This window comes from Serratia sp. K1WW1 (genome assembly GCF_055790865.1).
On record NZ_CM147697.1, the window covers coordinates 4,894,365 to 4,914,408 of the forward strand.

The following is a 20,044-nucleotide window of genomic DNA, read 5'->3' on the forward strand; positions in this document are numbered from 1 at the left end:
CCTTTCTCCCGTTTCACTGGTAGTCGACCACCATCGTGGCTACCGAGGTAAAGTAGCCAGCGGTGAGAGTCCCCCCTGGGCGCTTCACTAAGGTGGCAAACAGCTTTGGCTGATCCGGCAACGTGAAATTCAGCCAGCTATTGACCGGCATTGCCTGGCCGTCACTTGATAAAGCGATCCCCAGATCGCCCTTCGAAGTTTGCAGAGCGCCAGCAAAATTGGCGTCCGTGCCCTTGATCTGCATTTTTAACGCGTTGGTATTGCCTGCCGAGCACTGCAACGTGTAAGGCACCGGCTGGCGGTAGTTGATACCATCAACCCGGGTCGTCAACACCTCGTTGGTAAAATCCACTATGATGGTTTGATCCCCGTTAATCACGCAGGGCGGCGGCAGTATAATATTGCCCGAGATAGTCAGCTGGGACGTCTCGGCAACGGCCGCTGACATGCCCAATACCAGTATCAAACCTGCAAATCCCGTCGACGTTTTCCACGGCATAGTTCACCTCTGTTGCGCTTAGGCTATGAGTTACGTTTGCCAGGTGCTGCCTGGCAGGTATCACCCGCACAGCGGAAAATAAGTTCTGGGCGGCCACCGAAGTCATTCACATAGGTCAACACTGGCGCGCTACCTAAAGCGCTGACGCTGGCACTTAGCGTTGCATTGGATTTAGGAGGCACCATTAACGGAACAAACCCTTTGGCGCTCTGGCCACCTTTAGTGGTGCTCGCCTCAACGATAGTGATGTAATACGGCGTTGGGTTGTTGATCACATAGCGATCGCCTTGGCGCGTCAGCGTCATTTTTTCCTGCCACGGCGTACTCATCTGTTCCTTGGTCGGTTCAATCGACTGCGGGCGGTAGAACAGTTTAATGCGTGTTTGCAGCGCAATTTGCAGCGTATTCGGCTTGTCGCTGCGCGGTGGAATTTCACGCAGGTTGAAATAGAACAGCGATTCACGATCCTGCGGCAATTGCTGCAAAGCAGGCAGCCCCTGCACTTTCACCTGGCTTTTGGCACCAGACTCAATACGCTGCACCGGAGGCAAAACGATCAGCGGGCTGGTGATCTTGTTGCCCTGCTCATCCTCAATCCACCCCTGAGCCAGATAAGGCAGGTGTTTGTTTTCATTGCTGACGTTCATGCTGACAGACTTGCTGGAAGCGTTATAAATCACCCGGGTACGATCCAGGGCAATCGCCGCATTGGCCTGTGAGGTAAGGATGGCCAGCAGCAAGGCACCAGCGGTTAATAAATGTGTGGTCGTTAATTTCATCAGTCTTTTTCCGTTCAGCTTCTGTTTTCCGTTTCCGGATTTTCCCCTGCGGCGATTGGCCGGCAAGGCAGCAGTAAATTCTGTGTCCCTTGCGGTGGGATATGCGTTGGCAGCGTTATTTCGCACTGGGTGATACCATTCCAACTGGTGGTCATCTTGGCACCGGGCTGAATACCACTCAGGTAAACGCTGCCGTCATCGTTGATAATGCCAACGTCCCGTTGCTTGCTATTTTGTACCGTGGCACCGAAAGGCGGTGATGACCCGTCAGCCAGACGAACCACCGCCATCGCTTTTTCACCAGCCACCACTTCAAAACGCCGTAAACCAATCGCCCCTTCGGTCAATGTCGCCTGCCGCACCGAACTGAGCGCCTCGGTCTTATCGTCCAGCGCGTTCAGATCGATACTGACCTGGTTGCGGTAGTAGCTGTTGAGATCGGACACCACGGCTTTACCAAAGCGGTTGGATAAGGTGGTGGCACCATAGCCGCGCACAGGAACGCCTGCGACTCCGTCGGTATCCAATAAAATGCGCGTTCCGCCTGGCATGCCAATCCGATGCATAGCCACGCCCTCCCCGGTCGCCGTCACCCCACCTTGCAGCATCAGGCCCAGAGAACTGGAACGCCCGGCTTGATAACCCGCGTTGGCACTCACTTGCGCGTCGTTGCCCAAATGGGTGTAGTAACCGCTGGCAACCGCGCCTTGGCGAGCAGCGCCTGCACTGATCTGATAGGAGTCGGCGTCATTCACCCGGCCGAAATAACCCACCTGGTGAGTATTTTCATTGCGATCCCATGACCCGCTGTAGGTGATGGAACTGGAGTGCCCCCAGGGAATGCTGATCGCCAGATACATGCCGTCGTCGTTGGTGCCGTTAAATTTGTTGCGATAGGCGGTCAACGAGAGGTTAAGATCCTTGAACTTGCCCAGATCGAAGTATCTCGCCAGCGAAAGGTTGTAATGATCGTTGGCACTGTCGTTCCAATAGGTCTGGTGGCTGTAGTTGATAAACGTGCTCAGGCCCAGCTCGACAAACTGCTTATTGAACGTAACGGTGTACATCTCCTTGCTGCTCTGGGTGCGGTAACCGGTAGTCCGTGCGTCCAAAAATTCACTCATGTTCATGAAGTTGCGTTCGGAGAAGCGATAGCCGGCAAACGTCACCTGGCTGTCATAATCGTCAAAACGCTTGGAATAACTGAGGCGATAAGAGTTACCAAACAACGAGCTTTCCTGCGGCAAATTAGCGCGGGATTGGGTGACATCGAACGACAGTGCACCCAGCATCATCAGATCGCGGCCAACCCCCAGCGCCAACGCGTTATAGTCGTCGCTCCCCACGCCGCCACCGTACAGTGACCAGCCGTTGCTAACCCCCCAGGAGAATTCGCCGGTGGAGAACAGTGGCCCGCTGACGTTGTGTTTCCAATCGCTTGGCCGGCCTGCCGCGAGTTTATAGCGCAACGAACCTGGACGCGTCAGATAAGGGATGCTGGCGGTGTTCACGGTAAACTCCTGCACGCTGCCATCCTGCTCCTCAACGCGAACCTGCAGCTGGCCGGAAACCGCATCGTTCAAATCCTGAATACGGTACGGGCCTGGGGCGACCTGAGTTTCATACAACACACGGTCCTGCTGGCTAATGGTCACCTTGGCATTGCTTTTGGCGACGCCACTCACTTCCGGGGCATAACCGCGCAGGTTAGGTGGCAGCATGTTGTCATCGGTATTGAGCGTAACGCCGGTGAAACGGAAGCTGTCGAAAATATCGGAATTGAGAAAGTTTTCCCCCAGCGTCAGGCGAGCAAGCAGCTTGGGTAAGGCGCGATAAACGTAATAACGGCTCCAGTCCAGGCTGTTTTCGCCGTTGGTGCCAGACTGATCCCTCATCTGCAACTGCCAATCCGCGCGCAGACGCCAAGGGCCAAAGTTGGCGCCGGTGGTCCCATTACCACTCAGGTTATAGGCCTGATCCTGGTGCTGCTGGCGTGTGGTCAGGAAATTCAGGTTATAGTCAAACAACGCACCTGTGATGCCATTATCCCAACGGGAAGGCGGATCCCAATCCTCAGAACTGTATTCAAGATAGGCTTGCGGCACGCTGAGCTGCAGGGATGAAGTCGCCAAATCGCCCTGTACCGTCAATCCTGAAATGCTTTGCAGATCGAGGCATTGCCCATCGTCTTCCCAGACAATGTCCTTGAGCACGCTGTCTCTCAGGCCAAACAACTCGATCAGTTCAGGCGTCAGGCAAGGTTCGCTGCTTTTAGGATCTGCTTTAGAGGGCGCGAAGGTGATTGAACGCTCCGCTATTTGCTGCCGGTTGAGAAACACCGCCATGGTGTAAGTCCCTGGCATAATATAACCGCCACGGGAGAAATGACTGAGATCGAGATTTTCCCGATCTTTAATATCCAACACATCGGTATTGAACTGAATATCATCTGCGGCATGCGTAAGATAAACCGGGCTTCCCAGCGATAAAGCAATACAGACCCACAATCCGCGCAGTCGGAAAGTAGAATTCGCAACAGGTTTGGCCATCGATAAAAATTCCGTTTATCAGTAATAATCCATTTTGAAACGCACGGTGGAACGGTACTCACCGGCTCGCAGTATCTGGTGGTTCGGCAACAGGTTTACGGTGTATTGCAGCAGCTTATCTCCGGAACTTAACTCTGCCAGGGGCATAGCTACGCCGGGTAAAGCGATGTTGCCGGATTGGTCTTTGATCTGTAGCCCAACGCCTTGGGCCTCGCCTTCAATACCCAGCAAGGCGCCATCCTTCAAACCATCAAAGGTCACGCGGAATGCCTGCCAATCGGGCATCGTGGGATCGAAGCGTGGCAAGGTGCAGTTAATTAAGCGAATGACAAAAGGTTTAGCGATACCTTGCCCATCATGAGCAATCTGTGACGCAGGAACGGTGATCATCTCAATCACTTGCTCACGGCTGCTCATCTCAATGGCGCAGGCAGTTTCAATAATGCTGCCTTCCATGACGACACGGCCCCGTCCCAAAAACGTATCCGCCGTTGCGGTTACGCTAAACAGAGCGCTGAGCAGGCAACTCGCCACGATATATTCCATTTTGTTCACGCTGTTAATTCCCTTCGACACCATGACCTTAAGAATAAACATGCGGGTTTCCCCGCATGTGTGACCGTTTAACCGCTTAAAACTTACTGATAAGCCAGGGTAAAGGTAGTGGTGGTGCTGAAGTCGCCCGGGACGATTTCTGCAGCAGTTTTACCGTCTGCACCCATGTCGCCCTGCAGGTAAGCAGAGAAGTTCAGGATGTTGGTTTGATCCTGGATGCCCTGTGGAGCAGTTGCCTGGCCCAGTTTGATCAGCGTGCCGCTACCATCGGTGATAGCCAGGCTAGCGCCACGAGCAGTACCGGTGATGCCCAGCAGATCGGCGTTACCCGCAGAAGTTGGGCCTGTGAAAGTGGTGGTTACCGTTTTAAGGGTAGATGCATCACAGTTTTCCAGGTGGATGTAGAAGTTTTCAGGGGTAGATTTACCGCCGTCTTTCAGTGCCACGTTAGCGATCTGGCCCATTGGGATACGCTGGTTGTCATCGCCTGGAGCAATAGAGCAAGGTGCATCAATGATGGAACCGTAGAATTCGATTGTGCCATGGCCCGCGTCCTTTGGTGCAGCATTGGCAGCAGAAACAAAACCCAAAGCGATTGCGGCAACCATGAATTTGTTCAGTTTCATATTTCTATTCCTTTATTAAATAAATTGATATAAACGACTAATAACCATCCATGTCAAACATGGTCTGGGGACTGCAAAAAAACATGAAGCGCCCGCCCATTATCCAATGGGGACGTGCTTCATTTTTTATACCTCGGGCACGCAAAGTAGGTTATAACGGTCAGCCCTCTACGCTGGTACCGTAATAGACCCGCAAGGTCTTATACAAGCCTATCTTATTGGTGCAACCAATTTTCTTCATAACGGACACGCGATGACTGCTGACCGTCTTAATATTAATTCCTAAAATCGCACCGATCATTTTTGGCGTGTAACCGCGAAAAAGATAATAGCAAATCCGCTTTTCTCTGTTGCTTAATGCAGCCAAGGTCCCCTTAGGGATAAACTTGTCGCGTTTTGCCCATGTTGTATTTGGTGAATCGGCAATCTGTTTCAGCAGTGCATGCGAGCACTCATTGGCCGCAATAAAAACAACCCGGTTTCTGTTGCGTTGTTCAATGCTTAGCGACAATATATTTAATAACGCAGTACTGGCAATCACCACCATCAACGTTCGGCTTTTCTTTTCACGTATCATTTCGCTAATCAACAATGCACTACGTGCCGAACCATCCGATATCGAATGCTCAAAGGCAATATGACTATGCTGTTGCTGTAACTTAAGCAAGCTACATCTGATACCTTGTAAAAAGTAGCTATTATTGCTGGATATATGGAACGAAATCTCAGTGATATCTTCACCATGATAATCAAAATTATATTCGCTCACATTTCGCCCGTCATCCATAACACTACAAAACTTATCGCCAAATCCATATCGGCTATCGTACATCTGCTTCCCGCCACTATCGCTGAAAAGTTGGATGCATGTTAGCGGTCGACGCAAAAATGCCATAATCAATTTATATCAACCCGTTAAATTTCATTTGTGTAATACATAAAAATCAATTAAATCAAAGAATTGTGAAAAATTTCACTTAAGATCAACCAACCTTAAGAAGATGCCTAGAGCGTTATATTTGAGCATTAATAGACATTAATCAATTTACTAATCAGAAAAATCTTGCTAGGTTTTATAGCGCAAGACCAGAAGCCGCCTGACTCCAGGCGGTTCAATGGCGATGCTTTAATAATCAACAAGAAAAATCTCATTTAATAAATTGTATGCCATCCACTGTTTTTTGCTTTAATAACGCTCGTGATTTTGAACAAGGAAGTAAACGAAATGACTAGTAACTGTAACGGTTATTATTATCTCATCGGTGACAGCGTTGAGTTCTGGCCTGAGGAAAACTTGCTTTACTCTCGCGTCAACGGTGAGAAAATCACGCTATTTATCGCAGCCTCACGCTGCCTTCAGCTTTTATTAAGCCAACAAGGTGAACTGGTTCCGCAGCGGGATCTGTTTGAAGCCGGATGGCAAAAGAATGGTTTAGAGGTGTCTAACAATACCTTTTACCAAAACATCCTTATGTTACGTAAAGGGTTAAAGCTTGCCGGCTATGAGCAAGCAGTAATAAAAACAGTGCCCCGCCAGGGCCTTACCGTTCCCTCAATGGTTCCGGTAGCAAGAATAATACCGGGCACGCGTACAGCCTCTGCCGAAGAACCCCCTATTGTGGAGGAAAACCCACCGCTAACACCCAGCAAAGTGGATAAAATTGCATCCTCTCGGCCTCGATATGCGTGGGCAATATTGCTTGGTCTCTCTTTTTGTGTCGCTATTGGTCTGTTCACTGCGTGGAATAGCTCAGGGCACAAGAATTTTTTCTCTGACTTTAACTTCGTAGGGAATATAGAGCAGTGTTCGGTTTATCTCCACAGCGGCCAGACATCGTTGCAGTCCTACATGCAATTTATTGCGCAGAACAACTTCACCTGCAAAAAACAGGAAGTTGTCTACTTTACCGCCAATCCATTGGTTCCACGAGCCTCAGTCATTCGCTGCGAATGGCCATTTGCTGCAGGAACCAAGAATCTCTGTATTTCTGAATATTATCTGGAGTGGCAGCATCATGAATAAGCCCCAACGGCTCGGCGTATTTACACTAGTCGCTTTGTTGTTCCTGTTGCTCGCGCTGGCGGCATACCGCCTCTATAGCCAATATCAGCAAACACATTTTAACTGCGAGGCCATGCTGCTGGTTCATAAAGATGATGCGGAGCTGGCCCTCATGGTCAACTTTATCTTCCAAGGTAGTCATGGCATCGCCAGTCTGAAGGGAACCCTGAAGCAAGGCGACAAGACCACTAGCGTCAGCAGAAAAAGCTATTTTGATTTCAATCAGATGAAACAAGTTTATCATCTTAAGTCAATTTCAGCGGTGACCACACCGGCCGACAACAGTGACAGCAAAGATCTCGCTCGTTACCTCCCTCTGTTTTACCTGGAACCGGGGCTGAAGTTCGACTTCACCGCTTACCCTGCCACCAAAGAAGGGTACGTTTTTTCTACCGGACAGGTGCCGTCATTTTACTGTGCACGTAAGTGAAATACTGCGATACGGGGATGGGTGACCAGCAAAGGGCTGTTTGATGTAAACGAGTTTCGCTTTGGGGAGGACACTCTTTAACGCTGGGATCGAATGACAAAAACAAAAAACCGGAGAAAAGAGTCTCTTTCCTCCGGTGATGACATCGCCGTGATGTGGTACGGCTTATCTACAGCACATCCACCACAACAACCGCAGACCCGCTGAACGCGCCTGCCTTGACGGTACTCCCCGTGGGGGCGAGAGTCGATTCAATCTGCACATCTACCGAACCATTAATGGTAATTGGCGGCGGGAATTTCGCACCGTTGACGGTGATAGTCGATTTTATCCCATTGTAGAAATTGACGGTGTTGTCATATAGCGTGGGTAAAGTTATGACAACCTTGGCTGGCGTCGGGCAAGATATCGTCGCCGTGAGGCTGGCGGTATTCCCATCAAAAGCAGTGCTGTCCACCAGACCATGGTCAAGAACCGTCGGCCCGGTGATATCACACCCCGTGGTGAAGGGTCTGAGAACCGTATTGACGCACGACGTTGTCAGCCTTGCATTGTTGCTGTTGGGACCTTCATAGACAACGCAGGTACGAGCAGTTCCTGTGTTCGCATTGACCCTGGTAGCCTTGCCCTTCCAGCTTCCCCCCGATCCGAGCCCCGTTCTCTTCATTAATTCCTTTTGGAAATCCGCCCAGTAATAGTAATTCTTGGCATAGGCGGAAGTATAATAACTAAAGGCGCAATAGGTATCAGTGGCATAGGGATTCCATCCGGTATTCCTGCTGGTCACACACACGTCAAAGAACGAGGTTGTGGCAGGGCGGATGTTAGCCGTATTGTATTGTTCAACACCGTCGGTATAGGTGAAGAACATCTCTAGTGTGGTTGGGTCGAATTGCGCACTGGTGATGGTAAACGCAGCATAGCTGGACGGACTGGCCGTCAGGCAGAGTAAAGCAATCAGCGATTTCATTCGTTTCACGGTGTTGTACATATTTCTCAAATCTCGGTTTCAGGAAAGGGCCGCTATCCGGCGGCACGGCTTGCTACTGGTACTCCAGCGCAAAGGTTGCCGTGGCCGTAAATGCCCCCTCAACTATCCCTTGGTTGGCCTTGGCCACAGGTTCTGCCTGCACGTAGGCCTGCAACGCGATCGTCATGTTGCCCTGCGTCAGTGGCGTGGTGGAGCCTTGGACATTGAGCGGCAATGCCTGGCCAGCGCTTGTTTCCATCCCCACCGCCACTCCGCGGGCCACGCTGGCAGCATCCAGCGCCAACAGCCCTGGCAATGCCGTGCTCTCGGTGCCCATAAACGTCAGCTTCACTCCCGTTGCTACCGCCGTATCACAATCATCCAGATGCAGCGCGAACGGCTGGCTAGGCGTACGCGGATTGGTGTACAGATACTTGTTTACCAGCGTGCCAAAGTTCAGTTCTATGGCCTCGTCACCTGGACGCAGGGTACAGGGCGCATTCACCAGAGCACCTCTGAATTCCACGTTCTCGATCGCCTGCGCCGATGCGCAGAATAAAGACGGGCAGGTCAACAGCAGTGCCAGACCGATCCGTGGTAATGCTTGCCATTGCTTCATCAAACGGCTCCTATTGATATTCGGCCAGCAGCGTGGCTCGCGCCGCAAATGCTCCCGGACTCGGTGGCTGCGCCGAATTTGCTACCGGTACCGCGAACAACTGCGGTAGAGATTGCTGGTCAACGTCAGTGAGATACTTGTTCACCAAAAACAGAGTCCCATCTCCCATCTTCATGCGAATCCCCAATCCCGGTAGGCTGGTTTGAATAGCCGCAATATCAAAACTGGAGACTGCCCCATGTAGACCTATCCGAACCGCCCCTGCGTCACTGCAGTCGATCTGGAAAGGCACAGGCTTGCTGTAGCGCACCCCATCAAGATTGCGGATAACCAGATTGTCGCCAAAATCTACTTCGATCAGCTCACCGTTATTGATGGTACAAGGCAACGCCTCCACCAGACCGCCCCTAAAATTTACCTGCACGGCATGCGCCGATTGAGCGATCAGGCCCATCATGGCTAGCCCTGCGGCAAGCGCGACATATTTTGCTTTCATCTGTCATCCCTTACTGATAATCCACGACCAGCGTCGACGCTGCGGTAAAGGTCCCGCCACTCAGGCTGCTACCTTTGACCGGAACGGCCGTCAGCACCGGACGAGCCGGGTTGGTAAAATTGAGCCAGGTATTCATCGGCAGCTTGACGCCGTCACTGCGCAGTTCCAGGCCCAGATCGGCTTTACTGGTCGCGAGCACGCTGGCATCAAAACCTGCGCCACCGCCCTGAAATTGCAGTTTCAACGTGGCAGAGGTCGCTTCAGTGCAGTCCAACGTATAAGTGATGGGCTGTTCGTAATTCACCCCATTTATCCGCCCGGCCAGCATATCGTTGCCAAAATCCACGGAAATATCGCTGTTGCTGTTAATCACGCAAGGCGGTGGCACCACCAGGGTGCCGCTGAACTTAACGTCTACGGCCTGCGCAGGTAACGCGCTACCCAGAGCGATCGCCAGGGCCAGGACAGGCCATACTGCGGTTATCTGCTTCATAACACCTCCACCAGCAGCGTTGCCGTACTGTTGAACACCCCACCCGGCAGAGTGGACCCCGGCCGTTTCACCGGCACGGCACTGATTGCAGGCGGCGTGGCCGAATAGCCGAAGGTAAACCATTCACCCAGCGCTAACGCACTGCTGTCCGGTTTCAACAGCTTGATCCCCAGATCCGCAAAGTTGGTTGCCAACACGTCAGAATCAAAGCCGCTGACCGTTCCCTGGAACCGCAGGCGCAGGCTCGCCGGATTGCCGGTACAGCTCAGGGAAAACGGCACCGGCGTGGCATAGTTAATGCCATCAATGCTGGTGGTCTGTAAGGCATTGCCAAATTTCACATCAATCGCGGTGTCGCCATTCACCAGGCAACCGGGTCCCGTCATCACGATCCCCTTGATGGTGAGCGCAAGCTGGTTGCTGGCCTGTACCGCAGACAGGCATAACGCCAGGCCCCCTACCGTACCGATAGCGGTACGCCAAAGACTCTGGAGAGCGGAGCTGCCCTTGGGCCGATTAATAAACCTATTCATAGCTCAGCCTGAAGTTGACATGGGCCAGATACGCGCCCGCTTGTAGCGGCGCCCCGGTGCGCTCCGGCGCGATATAGTAGGTCAGCACGTTGCTGCCCGGTGTCAGTAACTGCGGTTGTCCTGCCAACCCCGGCACGACGTCACGGCGAGAGGCATCCGTCAGGCGCAGCCCCATACCACCCACACCGCGAGCCAGGAAAAGATTGGGTTCGTAGTTATCCTGCACGCCGGTAAAGGTCAACGACACCGCAGGCTGGTTGGTGCTCCAGGTCAGGTTACCCTGCTGGTCACGATTGTGGGCCGCGCTGCGCATGCAATCTTGCAAACGCAGTTGTACCGCCACCGCCGTTCCGCGATCGCCCACGTGTTGCAGGCGACCCGTTCCCACATCCCCCAACTCGACCGACTGATCGGCACTGCTCATCTCCAGGCGGCAGGCGCTTTCGGTCAGCGCCCCCGACACGCGCAGCACGCCGTGTTCACCGTCAATCAACCCCGTTGCGGCCTGTGCCATCGGGGTAAGCAGGGCAGCCAATACCATGCTGCTCAGGACGGAGTACTTTGCCGTCTTGCCGGGCAGTCTTCTCTTTTCCATGATTGTTTTCCTTGTTCTTCCGTCACGGCTCATGCCCGCTGGGCACCGCCCATCACCACCACTGATGCCGGGTGATTATTTGTCGCGCTTGCTTTCATCCACCTGGCAGCTGCTGCCACTGCATTTGAAAGTCAGCGCCGGTTGACCGCCGTAGTCGTTGACATACACCAGCACCGGGGTCGCTCCTAACGCCGCCGCACTGCCGCCCAGCTTGACGCTACCCTTTGGTGGTACCATTACCGGTTCAAAACCTTTCACCACGTCGCCTTCTTTCTTGGCGCTGGCACCAATCAACGTCACAAAATACGGCGTTGGGTTGTTGACGGTGTATTGGTCACCATTTTTGCTCAGCGTCAGTTTTTCCTGATACGGTGTCGCCTGCTGTTTGGTCGCCTCTTCGGCCAGTGCCGCCGGGCGATAGAACATCTTGATGCGCGTCTGCAGCGCTATCTGCAATACGTTCGACTTGTCGCTTTTCGGCGGGATTTCCCGCAGGTTGAAGAAGAACAGCGATTCGCGATCCTGTGGCAACATGTTGGCTCCCGGCGTTGCCTGGATTTTTACCTGGGTCTGCCCTTTGGGTTCGACACGCTGTACCGGTGGCAGCACGGTAAACGCGCTGTTCCCTTCCAGCTTGGTGCCGTGTGCGTCTTCCAGCCAGCCCTGTGCCAGATAAGGCAATTCAGGGTTCTGATTGCGCACGGTCAGGCTCACCGACTTTTCATTCCCTGGGAACACCACGCGGGTCCGATCCAGGGAAATAGCCGCCTGTGCAGACGGAACCAGGGTGGCCACTGCGGCCCCAGCCAACAGGCTCATCGCAAAAAATCTTTTCATCATCATTACCTATACTCTTCCTATCGGACGTCATCCCTGCGGGCTCTTAAGCCGGCAGGCGATGACGCCCTTACTGTTCAATGGGTTCAATTGGCTGCCGTTACCCCTTTACACAAGGCAACAGCAGGTTGGCGGTCATGCCCGCCGGTATTTCTTTCGGCAGCGTAATGCGGCACTGTTCGGCATTGTTCCAATGTACCGTCATGGTCTCACCCGGCTTGATACCGCTGAGGTAGACGTTGCCCGCATCGTTCACCATGCCGGTTTCCTGTTGCTTGGCGTTCAGCACCGTGGCACCGAACGGCGGCACCGAACCATCGGCCAGACGTATTACCGCCATCGCCTTCTCACCTGCCACGACTTCAAAGTGACGATAGCCAATGGCCCCTTCGGTCAGCGTGCCTTGCAGCACTGAGCCGGTGGCCTGGGCGTTGTCCGCCAGTTTGTCTACGTCGATACGTACGCTGTTGCGGTAATAACTGTTCACATCCGTTACCACCGCTTTACCGAAGCTATTGGAGTTGACCGTGTTGCCATAACCGCCCACCGGCACTCCTGCTACGCCATCGGTATCAACCAGCATCCGCGTCCCGCCCATTATCGATGTACGATGTAAAGCGCCGCCTTCACCCGTCAGGGTAGCTCCGCCCGACATCGACATCCCTGCCGAGCTATACTGCCCGGAGCGGTAACTGGCCATGCCATTCACCTGTGCCAGGGTGCCACGGTGTGAGTAATAGCCGCTGAAATCAGCATCGCTATTCGCCATCCCAGCCCGGACCGTATAGTTGTCGGTATCACCGACCCGATCGGAATAGGTCACCGAGTTGGTATTGTCACCCGCAGCATAAGAGCCGTTATAGCCCAGCATCCCGCTGCTTCCCCACGGCAACGACAGCGACAGATACATGCCGTCATCCTTGGTGTTGCTGAAGTTGTTGCGGTACGCCGTCAGCGACAGGTTGACGTTACGGAAACGGCCAATGTCAAAGTAACGCGCCACCGTCAGGTCATAACGGTCGCTGGTGGCCTGATTCCAGTAGGTCTGGTGGTTGTAATTCAGGTACCCGCTCATCGCCAGCGATTCAAACTGCTGGCTGAAGGACACGGTGTACATCTCCTTGCTGCGTCCCGACGCCACTCCGTCGTGGGTGTCCCTGGCACTCAGATAATCCGCCATGGATAGAAAGCCACTGTCTGAAAACCGATAACCGGCAAAGGTCACCTGGCTCCCTGTATCATCAAAGCGCTTCGAGTAGCTCAGGCGGTAAGAGCCCCCCTGCTGAGTATCTTGACCCGGTAACCGAGCCCGAGACTGCGTCACGTCCGCAGACACGGCACCCAACGCCATCAAATCGCGCCCAATCCCCAGTGACAGGGCCGAGTATTCATCCCCGCCCAGCCCGCCGCCGTACAGCGACCAACCGTTACTCACGCCCCAGGAGAACTCACCCGTGGCAAACATAGGGCCATTGACCTTATGCTGGAAGTCGGATGGACGACCTGCCGCCAGCTTGAAACGCACCATCCCTGGCCGAGTCAGATACGGAATGGTGGCAGTATCGACCTTGAAGTTCTGCACGCTGCCATCGGCTTCTTCAACCCGCACATCCAATGCACCAGAGACCGCACTATCGAGATCCTGAATACGGAATGGCCCGGAGGCGACCAACACTTCCTTGATCACACGGCCCTGCTGGCTAATGACTACCTTGGCGTTGCTGCGTGCCACACCGGTAACTTCCGGCGCATAGCCCCGCAGGTTCGGCGGCAACATGTTGTCATCCGAGACCAGACTGCCCCCGGTGAAACGGAAGCTGTCGAAGATGTCGGAATTCAGGAAATCTTCCCCCAACGTCAGCTTGGCGCGCCACGGTGCAATCGCCCGGTAGGCGGTGTACTGTGTCCAGTCAAAACTGCGGGTATTCTCTCTTGCCGAATCGCTCTGATGGTCGAACCTGGTCTGCCAACTGGCCCGCAATCGCCATGGCCCCAGGTTGGCTCCTGCCACCCCATTACCGCTGAGGTTGTAATCCTGAGTGTCATTCTGGTTTTGGCGTTGAACCTGAGTATTCAGGTTGTAATCCAGCAACATGCCAGGGATCCCCTCTTCCCAGCGCGACGGCGGATCCCAGTTCGCACTGCTGTATTCCAGATGAGCCTGCGGAATACTCAGGTACAGCGTATTGGTACCGAGATCGGTACGAGCCTGAAGCCCATCCAGGCTAGCCAGATCCAGACACTCGCCCTGATGCCACCAGGTCAGCCCGGCCAGTGCGGCTTTGGTCAGACCCAACTGGTCCACCATCTCTTTGCTCAGACACACCTGGCTGCCTTTCGGATCGTCTTCCGGCGGCAAGAACGTTATCGGGCGTGCGGGTTGCACCTGGTTATTCAGGCTCAGAGCCAGGTCATAAGTACCCGGCAGAATAAAACCCTGGTGCGAAAACTGGCCTAAATCAATGTTGTCACGATCCTTGAGATCCAGGACATCCGTGTTGAACTGGATATCTTTTGCCTGGGCCACGCTCACCGCACCGAGCAATACGCTGCTGCCAAGGCTGGCCTGACACAAGATGGCAAGCAGGGAGCGGGAAAAATAACGCACCATGTAGAGAGTCCCTTTAGTAATAATCCATTCTGAACCGTATCGCCGAACTGTAAGCCCCTGCCCGCAACGTCTGTTGGTTACCCACCAGGCTCAGGGTGTAATGCAGTTGCATCTCTCCCGGAGAAATGTCCCCAGCACGCAAAGCACTCCCCGGTGCCGCCACCGTGCCATGCGGATCGCGTATCATCAGAGCCACACCACGTGCCTCCCCCGAGAGGCCAAAGTGACCTTTGTCGCTGTCACCATCGAAAGCCACAACAAAGTGCTTCCAGTTGGCGGCCTTCGGGTCAAGACGAGCCAGCACACAATCTCTCAGGTGAATAACAAACTCTTTTTCTGGCCCGCGACCATCCCGGATCAGTTGGCTGACCGGGAGAGTGTCCATCACCAGACTCTGGTCACGGTCCCCAACTTCAATTGCACAAGGCGTCTCTACAATGGCGCCTTCCATGCTGACGCGCCCCTGCCCCAGCACATCAGCGGAAAATGCACTCCCGGAAAACGCCAGGGCACAACACATCAGCAGGGAAGGCACCACACAAGGTGAAACGTCATAAGTCCATTTCATTAACCGACTCCATGGGTCGCAAAAAAAACCTGCGGCAGTACCGCCGCAGGTTGTTCAGCATTACGCAACAAACTTACTGGTAGGTCAGTACGAAGTTGGTTGGAACCTGGAAGCTACCTGGTTTGATCACAGCGTCTTCACCGCCACCTTTCAGAGCTGCAGTGAAGCTCAGGGTGTTGTTGGTGCCGTTAGCTACAGTCTGAGCTGCGGTAGGGGTGTTCAGAGCCACTTTGGCACCGTCAGCCTGAGACATCAGGATGTAAGCACCTTCAGCAGTACCGATCAGGCCCAGGCTGCTAGAGTCATATGAAGAAGCTGCACCGGTGAAGGTCACAGTGACTTTATCTTTGGTGCCAGCAGTAGCAATGACACAATCTTTCAGTTCAATGCTGAAAGGTTCTGGTGTAGAAACACCGGTGTTATCATTAGCAGCCAGAGCAACGTTAGACACAGCACCCAATGGGATAACCTGATCCAGTGAACCCGCAGCGATAGAGCAAGGTGCATCAGTGATTGAACCAGTGAAGGTGATTTTGCCTTCGCCTTGGTTAGCGGCGTAAGCGGTGCTAGCCATCAGGGATGCGCCAATGATCATTGCAATTGCTTTAACTTTCATGAAATCCGTTCCTATGATTTAAATATATTAACTAAAATGTTAGGCGGACTGTGAAATACACTGCCACGCCTTTTATCACTACCCAACAATAATGCCGTTGCTTAGGATTGGCGCTATAATACCGCCAGCCAAAAATAGAGATATAGGACGTTCCTCTATGTTTTCTCTTACTGTCTTATAAAGATAAGAGCATCCTACAGACGTAGTCGCAAGCATCTGTATGGACTAGGAAATGTCTAATTCACTGTGTTTGAAATAAACTGAACGGGTGGTTAAAATAATCAAAAAAAATGCATTTTAAAATTTGCTGCTATAGATTTCTTCCCGCACGATAGACATCCCGCGCTTTCGTCATTTACATTTTTGCAACTTTTTCTGTCTGTAGTTACTTATATATAACAAATGAAGTTTCAAGGTCGAAACCGTTGGCCGCGGGGATGCACTATAATCAGCAGAGAGGATGCGGCTCTGTACTGCGGCCTGGTAGCAGAGTAGATTGACCGATCGATGACCCATCAGGCCGTAACTTATAAGGGGGGGTAATGGTCTTTACGATTTTCAATATGATTGCGTTCAGAAGCGAAGACGGGGCGATGTGGAACATCGCACAGCCCGACAGAAGGCTCACCTTCACCACCATTCCTACCCGGCTGTTCAGTTACCTGCTGGAAAACGCCGATAGGATGGTCAGTAGAGAAGAGCTGCTCAATAATATTTGGGATAAGTATGGCCTGGAACCGTCGAATAACTCGGTTAATCAGTACATCTCGCTGATCCGTAAGTCATTGATCGAATTGGGCTGTGACGAAGAGATCATAAAAACCCTTCCTCGAGTCGGGTTCTTTATCGCCGGGGACATGGTGTCTCGCAGTCAAGAGACTCAGCAGAACGTAGCAAGTGCGGGAACCGAAACGCCGCCAGCTAAAGAGCAATCCAGGCTACAAAGATGGTATAAGCCCTCGTTGCTCGCCATCAGCTTGATCATCTCAACCTTAGTGGTTCTACAACCTTTCCGTTCCGCTACTGGCCGCCTGGATTACAGTTTCCCGAAGTCTACGTTGTATAAAATTGGCAATATAGCGACCTGCCCTCTCTATGCGCTTAGCGCTAGCTCGCCTGACGTCGCTGCACGCAAGGAAAAACTGGCCGAAGAGTTGGCTGCTGCGCATGCTCCGTGCGTTAACAATGAGGTGTTCATTTTTCACTCAGGCGAACACTATACCTACCAACAGTCCGGCAGAGCATTCATAACCCGCTGCACCAATAGTGATCATACCCTGTCTCATTTCTCTGACTGTAAGGCCGTCTATGCTTTTGCAAAATAATCGCTCAGGCAAGTTCATCGGGTTGGTTGCCCTCACCTTGGTCGCGACAGCCTTGTTATTCAACTTCCTGATGCATAAATTTTTCGTTACCGAGAAAGGCCCAAAAGTGAGCTGTGCCGCCTTTTTCCTGGTACAGAGCGACTTGCAAACCCAGGGCGTCATGAGTTTGCACATTGATGGTGTAAGCCATGGGAGAATGCATATCTCAGCTACGGTCAGGGATAGCGCTGGCGCGGTAAAGTATAATCTTCTGCGTAACGTCAACTTTGAATATCGTTATGTAGGTGATGGCTACCTCTCCTTGCAGATGGTAGCTGTCAATAAAAATGCCAGCGATAATATGCCGAATAAATTGTTTAACCAGTCCATTATTGATTTTTCGGTGAAAACCAGGCAACTGAGGATCACCGAAGTAGGCGATGGCTATTTATTGTGGAATGACTTTTCGCCAGTGATGATGTGCATCCATAGTGAATAACAGGCCAATTCATGACTGAACAGTAAAGCGATCTCCCCACCCGTTCGGCGAGTGCGGTGGCTGAAGGATAGCATCCAACGCCATCGCACCGGTGTTTAGCGGTTTATTGCACATGACTATTACCGAACTTAAGCATGTACAACTCATTGAAGTTTCTTGCCCCATGCCGTTTTACCGCCTTGACCTTATAGCCACTGACCGTTTTTATCGACAGATGCAGCATCTTGGCTATCTGTGATTGTGAGTATCCCTCCACTAATAGCTTTAATACTCGGTGCTCCTTCTGCGACGACTTCAGGACCTCCCCCCAAATATCACCAAAGATATTGTCCGTTACCGTCTTGGGCTGCGCTGAGCCCACAACTCGGACCAGGTTTTTCAGATCGGCATAGGCAATTTTCTTATCGACGATAAAGTCGGATAAATGCTTAACCATCGCAGAACACTCTTTACCTTTGGAAAGCAGCGTGATCACATAAATCGTTTTATTTTCCTTTTTCAGGCCGTAAATCTGCTTTATGGTGCTGTATATATCGGTTGAGTCTCCGTCAACAAAAGCAACGTAACTTTCATCATGACGTAAGCTTGAGTTTGGCTCAGCATTTAAGGAGTCGATAATTGAATCGAAGGCGACCTTATTTAAAGGGCAAGGATAATTCGTGTCAAATAAATACATGAGTGACTTCCTGCAAAAATAATACTTGGATTTGGTGAAGTACCAGGCCCAAGGCTATCCAGGATAGCCTTCTTCATGGTTAATCGACGTCAGAGACCTCACCCCTTAAGGGTTTGTCGATGTCTACCTGGTACTGAACTTATCGTTACTGCTCAAGATTGATGTTGCGCCTGCCAGGCCGTACCCCCGGCAAATTGCGCCCCACATCAATCTGAGCCTCAAGTTACAGGAAAAGTTACCACGCAGTTATTTATAACTGCGATTGCGTTATTTATAGGTTTAAATGCTAAATTTTAAGTTTATTATTGATTCCTTCAGAGCTTAACACCACTTAATCACGGTGACATTCAGCAACAAGTCATCCTACAGCTTAACGTCAACGCCATGGATGCTGTGATATCAAGCATTATTGCTTAGCTTTAACATGTAGAGCTCGTTGAAATTTCTTGCCCCGTGCCTTTTTATCGCCTTAACCTTATAGCCGCTGATGGTTTTTATCGATAAATTTAACATTTTGGCGATCTGGTATTGGCTGTGACCATCCAACAGCAACTTCAACACCAGATACTCCTTCTGAGAAGACTTCAGGATGTCCCCCCAGACATCGCCAAAAACATTATCCGCTAAAACCTTGGGTTTTGCCGTCACCATGTGTCTGATCAACTTTTCCAGATCGCCATAGGTGATTTTTTTATCCACCACGTAATCAGATAAATGCCGAATCACTGAGGAACAGTCTTTATCTTTTGACAGCAACGTAACCATATAAACGACCTTGCAGCTCTTGCGTAACTCGTACACCGACTTGACTACGCTGTAGATATTAACCGAATCCCCATCAACAAAAGCGATTGACCCCTCACCATAACGCAAGGCTGGGGTTGGCTCACACTTTAAGGATTCCATAAGCGATTTAAAGGTAATTTTGCTGAAGGCACAGGAATAATTTGAGTCTATTAGAGTCATTGGAATACTTACCTCCTGGTAAAAATAATCCATCCATTTTGGAACGTGCTGATTTCATGAGTGCCAATCGCTGGCGACCCAACATCGTCTTTAGTAAATATCCAGGTCCTAATACAATGGGCAGAGCAAACCGAAATAATCTCCAGCACAGGTTTGCAAGAGCAACATCCTCTCACTCAACTTGGTGCTATTTATGTGGAAGCTGCATCTGCTGCTGCGACTATAGGGAGATCAGGGCAGATACCATTGCCCTATAGCCGCTTTACCTTTCATTTAATCGTTCCATTCAAAGCATACCAATTTCATTGTCTAACCCTGGATAAAGTCATACAAACAATAGGCCATTTAACACCCAGCCATATCAGTATATTCTTATAAAATTATTATCGTCAATAAATTTAATTTCTTGCAATAATCAAAAAATGACATAGAGATCTTTCTCATATTTTATAATCGCTTATAGCTTAAATCTTAATAAAATTCAGCCAAATATAAGACAATAGGAAGAAATAAAGAGAAAACTCCCATTTAATCTACTGGTGAACAGCCATATCATAACGCCTAGGCATTCACAAAAACCCCAGCAAATAAATTACTCATCGGGATGCCCAAGAAAAATCAAAGCTAAATTTATAGCTTTGATTTTGCTATTCACAAATAAAATACTGTTGTGGGTAAACGGCCGTTTATCATGACAAGTTGAGATAAAATCCCGTCAGCCTGCAATCCCAAAAGCGCGGCCCAAAAGTACACCGCCGCCG

22 protein-coding genes are annotated in these 20,044 nt (G+C 51.5%); 4 read left to right on the forward strand and 18 right to left on the reverse strand.

Annotated features, from left to right (window positions below):
* Window positions 1-13 precede the first annotated feature (13 nt).
* The 6 genes from ACX9GU_RS22155 to ACX9GU_RS22180 all read right to left on the reverse strand — a co-directional run bounded on the left by ACX9GU_RS22155 (window position 14) and on the right by ACX9GU_RS22180 (window position 5,840).
* On the reverse strand, window positions 14-448 hold the full coding sequence (locus tag ACX9GU_RS22155) for a fimbrial protein (RefSeq protein WP_473192932.1): 435 nt from the start codon (window positions 446-448) through the stop codon (window positions 14-16).
* Between the two features lie 74 nt (window positions 449-522).
* Window positions 523-1,278 (reverse strand): fimbria/pilus periplasmic chaperone, encoded by a 756-nt coding sequence (locus ACX9GU_RS22160; protein WP_473192933.1) that lies wholly within the window; start codon window positions 1,276-1,278, stop codon window positions 523-525.
* Window positions 1,279-1,292: 14 nt separating this feature from the next.
* Window positions 1,293-3,827 carry an outer membrane usher protein gene (locus ACX9GU_RS22165; RefSeq protein WP_473192934.1) on the reverse strand — a complete coding sequence of 845 codons (2,535 nt, stop codon included), beginning with the start codon at window positions 3,825-3,827 and terminating at the stop codon, window positions 1,293-1,295.
* Between the two features lie 18 nt (window positions 3,828-3,845).
* On the reverse strand, window positions 3,846-4,424 hold the full coding sequence (locus tag ACX9GU_RS22170; RefSeq protein ID WP_473192935.1) for a fimbrial protein: 579 nt from the start codon (window positions 4,422-4,424) through the stop codon (window positions 3,846-3,848).
* 41 nt (window positions 4,425-4,465) lie between these two features.
* The gene (locus tag ACX9GU_RS22175) at window positions 4,466-5,008 is read right to left on the reverse strand and encodes a fimbrial protein (protein ID WP_418348705.1); all 543 of its coding nucleotides are present in this window, start codon (window positions 5,006-5,008) and stop codon (window positions 4,466-4,468) included.
* 160 nt (window positions 5,009-5,168) lie between these two features.
* Window positions 5,169-5,840, reverse strand: a complete 672-nt coding sequence (locus ACX9GU_RS22180; RefSeq protein WP_473192936.1) for a helix-turn-helix transcriptional regulator — start codon at window positions 5,838-5,840, stop codon at window positions 5,169-5,171.
* A gap of 393 nt (window positions 5,841-6,233) precedes the next feature.
* On the opposite strand from ACX9GU_RS22180, the gene ACX9GU_RS22185 reads away from it, so the two are divergent.
* A complete protein-coding gene (locus ACX9GU_RS22185) occupies window positions 6,234-7,031 on the forward strand; it encodes a winged helix-turn-helix domain-containing protein (RefSeq protein ID WP_473192937.1) in 798 nt (265 codons plus the stop codon).
* The gene (locus ACX9GU_RS22190; RefSeq protein ID WP_473192938.1) at window positions 7,024-7,500 is read left to right on the forward strand and encodes a hypothetical protein; all 477 of its coding nucleotides are present in this window, start codon (window positions 7,024-7,026) and stop codon (window positions 7,498-7,500) included. The genes ACX9GU_RS22185 and ACX9GU_RS22190 overlap by 8 nt, the downstream gene beginning before the upstream one ends.
* A 169-nt stretch (window positions 7,501-7,669) precedes the next feature.
* On the opposite strand, the gene ACX9GU_RS22195 is transcribed toward ACX9GU_RS22190, so the two are convergent.
* The 10 genes from ACX9GU_RS22195 to ACX9GU_RS22240 all read right to left on the reverse strand — a co-directional run bounded on the left by ACX9GU_RS22195 (window position 7,670) and on the right by ACX9GU_RS22240 (window position 15,838).
* Window positions 7,670-8,491, reverse strand: a complete 822-nt coding sequence (locus ACX9GU_RS22195; RefSeq protein ID WP_473192939.1) for an MrpH family fimbial adhesin — start codon at window positions 8,489-8,491, stop codon at window positions 7,670-7,672.
* A 52-nt stretch (window positions 8,492-8,543) separates the two neighbouring features.
* Entirely contained in the window at window positions 8,544-9,089 is a 546-nt protein-coding gene (locus tag ACX9GU_RS22200; RefSeq protein WP_473192940.1) for a fimbrial protein, read from the reverse strand.
* Window positions 9,090-9,099: 10 nt separating this feature from the next.
* Window positions 9,100-9,585 (reverse strand): fimbrial protein, encoded by a 486-nt coding sequence (locus ACX9GU_RS22205; RefSeq protein ID WP_473192941.1) that lies wholly within the window; start codon window positions 9,583-9,585, stop codon window positions 9,100-9,102.
* A 10-nt stretch (window positions 9,586-9,595) separates the two neighbouring features.
* On the reverse strand, window positions 9,596-10,078 hold the full coding sequence (locus ACX9GU_RS22210; RefSeq protein ID WP_071682403.1) for a fimbrial protein: 483 nt from the start codon (window positions 10,076-10,078) through the stop codon (window positions 9,596-9,598).
* Entirely contained in the window at window positions 10,075-10,611 is a 537-nt protein-coding gene (locus ACX9GU_RS22215) for a fimbrial protein (protein WP_473192942.1), read from the reverse strand. Before ACX9GU_RS22215 ends, ACX9GU_RS22210 begins: the two co-directional genes overlap by 4 nt.
* Window positions 10,604-11,206: a fimbrial protein gene (locus ACX9GU_RS22220; RefSeq protein WP_473192943.1), complete on the reverse strand. Its 603-nt coding sequence runs from the start codon at window positions 11,204-11,206 to the stop codon at window positions 10,604-10,606. The genes ACX9GU_RS22215 and ACX9GU_RS22220 overlap by 8 nt, the downstream gene beginning before the upstream one ends.
* Window positions 11,207-11,281: 75 nt before the next feature.
* Window positions 11,282-12,043, reverse strand: a complete 762-nt coding sequence (locus tag ACX9GU_RS22225; RefSeq protein ID WP_473195232.1) for a fimbria/pilus periplasmic chaperone — start codon at window positions 12,041-12,043, stop codon at window positions 11,282-11,284.
* Between the two features lie 100 nt (window positions 12,044-12,143).
* Window positions 12,144-14,654: an outer membrane usher protein gene (locus ACX9GU_RS22230; RefSeq protein WP_473192944.1), complete on the reverse strand. Its 2,511-nt coding sequence runs from the start codon at window positions 14,652-14,654 to the stop codon at window positions 12,144-12,146.
* Between the two features lie 13 nt (window positions 14,655-14,667).
* Entirely contained in the window at window positions 14,668-15,222 is a 555-nt protein-coding gene (locus tag ACX9GU_RS22235; protein ID WP_071682408.1) for a fimbrial protein, read from the reverse strand.
* Window positions 15,223-15,295: 73 nt separating this feature from the next.
* Complete coding sequence (locus ACX9GU_RS22240; protein ID WP_071682409.1) at window positions 15,296-15,838, reverse strand: fimbrial protein; 543 nt, start codon at window positions 15,836-15,838, stop codon at window positions 15,296-15,298.
* 542 nt (window positions 15,839-16,380) lie between these two features.
* Here ACX9GU_RS22240 and ACX9GU_RS22245 point away from each other — a divergent pair.
* Complete coding sequence (locus tag ACX9GU_RS22245) at window positions 16,381-17,163, forward strand: winged helix-turn-helix domain-containing protein (protein WP_473192945.1); 783 nt, start codon at window positions 16,381-16,383, stop codon at window positions 17,161-17,163.
* Complete coding sequence (locus ACX9GU_RS22250; RefSeq protein WP_473192946.1) at window positions 17,147-17,641, forward strand: hypothetical protein; 495 nt, start codon at window positions 17,147-17,149, stop codon at window positions 17,639-17,641. The genes ACX9GU_RS22245 and ACX9GU_RS22250 overlap by 17 nt, the downstream gene beginning before the upstream one ends.
* A gap of 103 nt (window positions 17,642-17,744) precedes the next feature.
* On the opposite strand, the gene ACX9GU_RS22255 is transcribed toward ACX9GU_RS22250, so the two are convergent.
* Window positions 17,745-18,317 (reverse strand): helix-turn-helix domain-containing protein, encoded by a 573-nt coding sequence (locus tag ACX9GU_RS22255; protein ID WP_473192947.1) that lies wholly within the window; start codon window positions 18,315-18,317, stop codon window positions 17,745-17,747.
* Window positions 18,318-18,716: 399 nt separating this feature from the next.
* Complete coding sequence (locus ACX9GU_RS22260) at window positions 18,717-19,283, reverse strand: helix-turn-helix transcriptional regulator (RefSeq protein WP_071682413.1); 567 nt, start codon at window positions 19,281-19,283, stop codon at window positions 18,717-18,719.
* Window positions 19,284-20,044 lie beyond the last annotated feature (761 nt).

What these genes read in the sequence shown, in the direction of transcription:
- ACX9GU_RS22255 (WP_473192947.1), bottom strand. Translation starts at nt 18,317, where the DNA reads ATGTATTTATTTGACACGAATTATCCTTGCCCTTTAAATAAGGTCGCC.
- ACX9GU_RS22205 (WP_473192941.1), bottom strand. Translation starts at nt 9,585, where the DNA reads ATGAAAGCAAAATATGTCGCGCTTGCCGCAGGGCTAGCCATGATGGGC.
- ACX9GU_RS22230 (WP_473192944.1), bottom strand. Translation starts at nt 14,654, where the DNA reads ATGGTGCGTTATTTTTCCCGCTCCCTGCTTGCCATCTTGTGTCAGGCC.
- ACX9GU_RS22225 (WP_473195232.1), bottom strand. Translation starts at nt 12,043, where the DNA reads ATGAAAAGATTTTTTGCGATGAGCCTGTTGGCTGGGGCCGCAGTGGCC.
- ACX9GU_RS22170 (WP_473192935.1), bottom strand. Translation starts at nt 4,424, where the DNA reads ATGTTTATTCTTAAGGTCATGGTGTCGAAGGGAATTAACAGCGTGAAC.
- ACX9GU_RS22235 (WP_071682408.1), bottom strand. Translation starts at nt 15,222, where the DNA reads ATGAAATGGACTTATGACGTTTCACCTTGTGTGGTGCCTTCCCTGCTG.
- ACX9GU_RS22260 (WP_071682413.1), bottom strand. Translation starts at nt 19,283, where the DNA reads ATGACTCTAATAGACTCAAATTATTCCTGTGCCTTCAGCAAAATTACC.
- ACX9GU_RS22200 (WP_473192940.1), bottom strand. Translation starts at nt 9,089, where the DNA reads ATGAAGCAATGGCAAGCATTACCACGGATCGGTCTGGCACTGCTGTTG.
- ACX9GU_RS22155 (WP_473192932.1), bottom strand. Translation starts at nt 448, where the DNA reads ATGTCAGCGGCCGTTGCCGAGACGTCCCAGCTGACTATCTCGGGCAAT.
- ACX9GU_RS22165 (WP_473192934.1), bottom strand. Translation starts at nt 3,827, where the DNA reads ATGGCCAAACCTGTTGCGAATTCTACTTTCCGACTGCGCGGATTGTGG.
- ACX9GU_RS22250 (WP_473192946.1), top strand. Translation starts at nt 17,147, where the DNA reads ATGCTTTTGCAAAATAATCGCTCAGGCAAGTTCATCGGGTTGGTTGCC.
- ACX9GU_RS22195 (WP_473192939.1), bottom strand. Translation starts at nt 8,491, where the DNA reads ATGTACAACACCGTGAAACGAATGAAATCGCTGATTGCTTTACTCTGC.
- ACX9GU_RS22245 (WP_473192945.1), top strand. Translation starts at nt 16,381, where the DNA reads ATGGTCTTTACGATTTTCAATATGATTGCGTTCAGAAGCGAAGACGGG.
- ACX9GU_RS22215 (WP_473192942.1), bottom strand. Translation starts at nt 10,611, where the DNA reads ATGAATAGGTTTATTAATCGGCCCAAGGGCAGCTCCGCTCTCCAGAGT.
- ACX9GU_RS22190 (WP_473192938.1), top strand. Translation starts at nt 7,024, where the DNA reads ATGAATAAGCCCCAACGGCTCGGCGTATTTACACTAGTCGCTTTGTTG.
- ACX9GU_RS22160 (WP_473192933.1), bottom strand. Translation starts at nt 1,278, where the DNA reads ATGAAATTAACGACCACACATTTATTAACCGCTGGTGCCTTGCTGCTG.
- ACX9GU_RS22210 (WP_071682403.1), bottom strand. Translation starts at nt 10,078, where the DNA reads ATGAAGCAGATAACCGCAGTATGGCCTGTCCTGGCCCTGGCGATCGCT.
- ACX9GU_RS22185 (WP_473192937.1), top strand. Translation starts at nt 6,234, where the DNA reads ATGACTAGTAACTGTAACGGTTATTATTATCTCATCGGTGACAGCGTT.
- ACX9GU_RS22175 (WP_418348705.1), bottom strand. Translation starts at nt 5,008, where the DNA reads ATGAAACTGAACAAATTCATGGTTGCCGCAATCGCTTTGGGTTTTGTT.
- ACX9GU_RS22220 (WP_473192943.1), bottom strand. Translation starts at nt 11,206, where the DNA reads ATGGAAAAGAGAAGACTGCCCGGCAAGACGGCAAAGTACTCCGTCCTG.
- ACX9GU_RS22240 (WP_071682409.1), bottom strand. Translation starts at nt 15,838, where the DNA reads ATGAAAGTTAAAGCAATTGCAATGATCATTGGCGCATCCCTGATGGCT.
- ACX9GU_RS22180 (WP_473192936.1), bottom strand. Translation starts at nt 5,840, where the DNA reads ATGTACGATAGCCGATATGGATTTGGCGATAAGTTTTGTAGTGTTATG.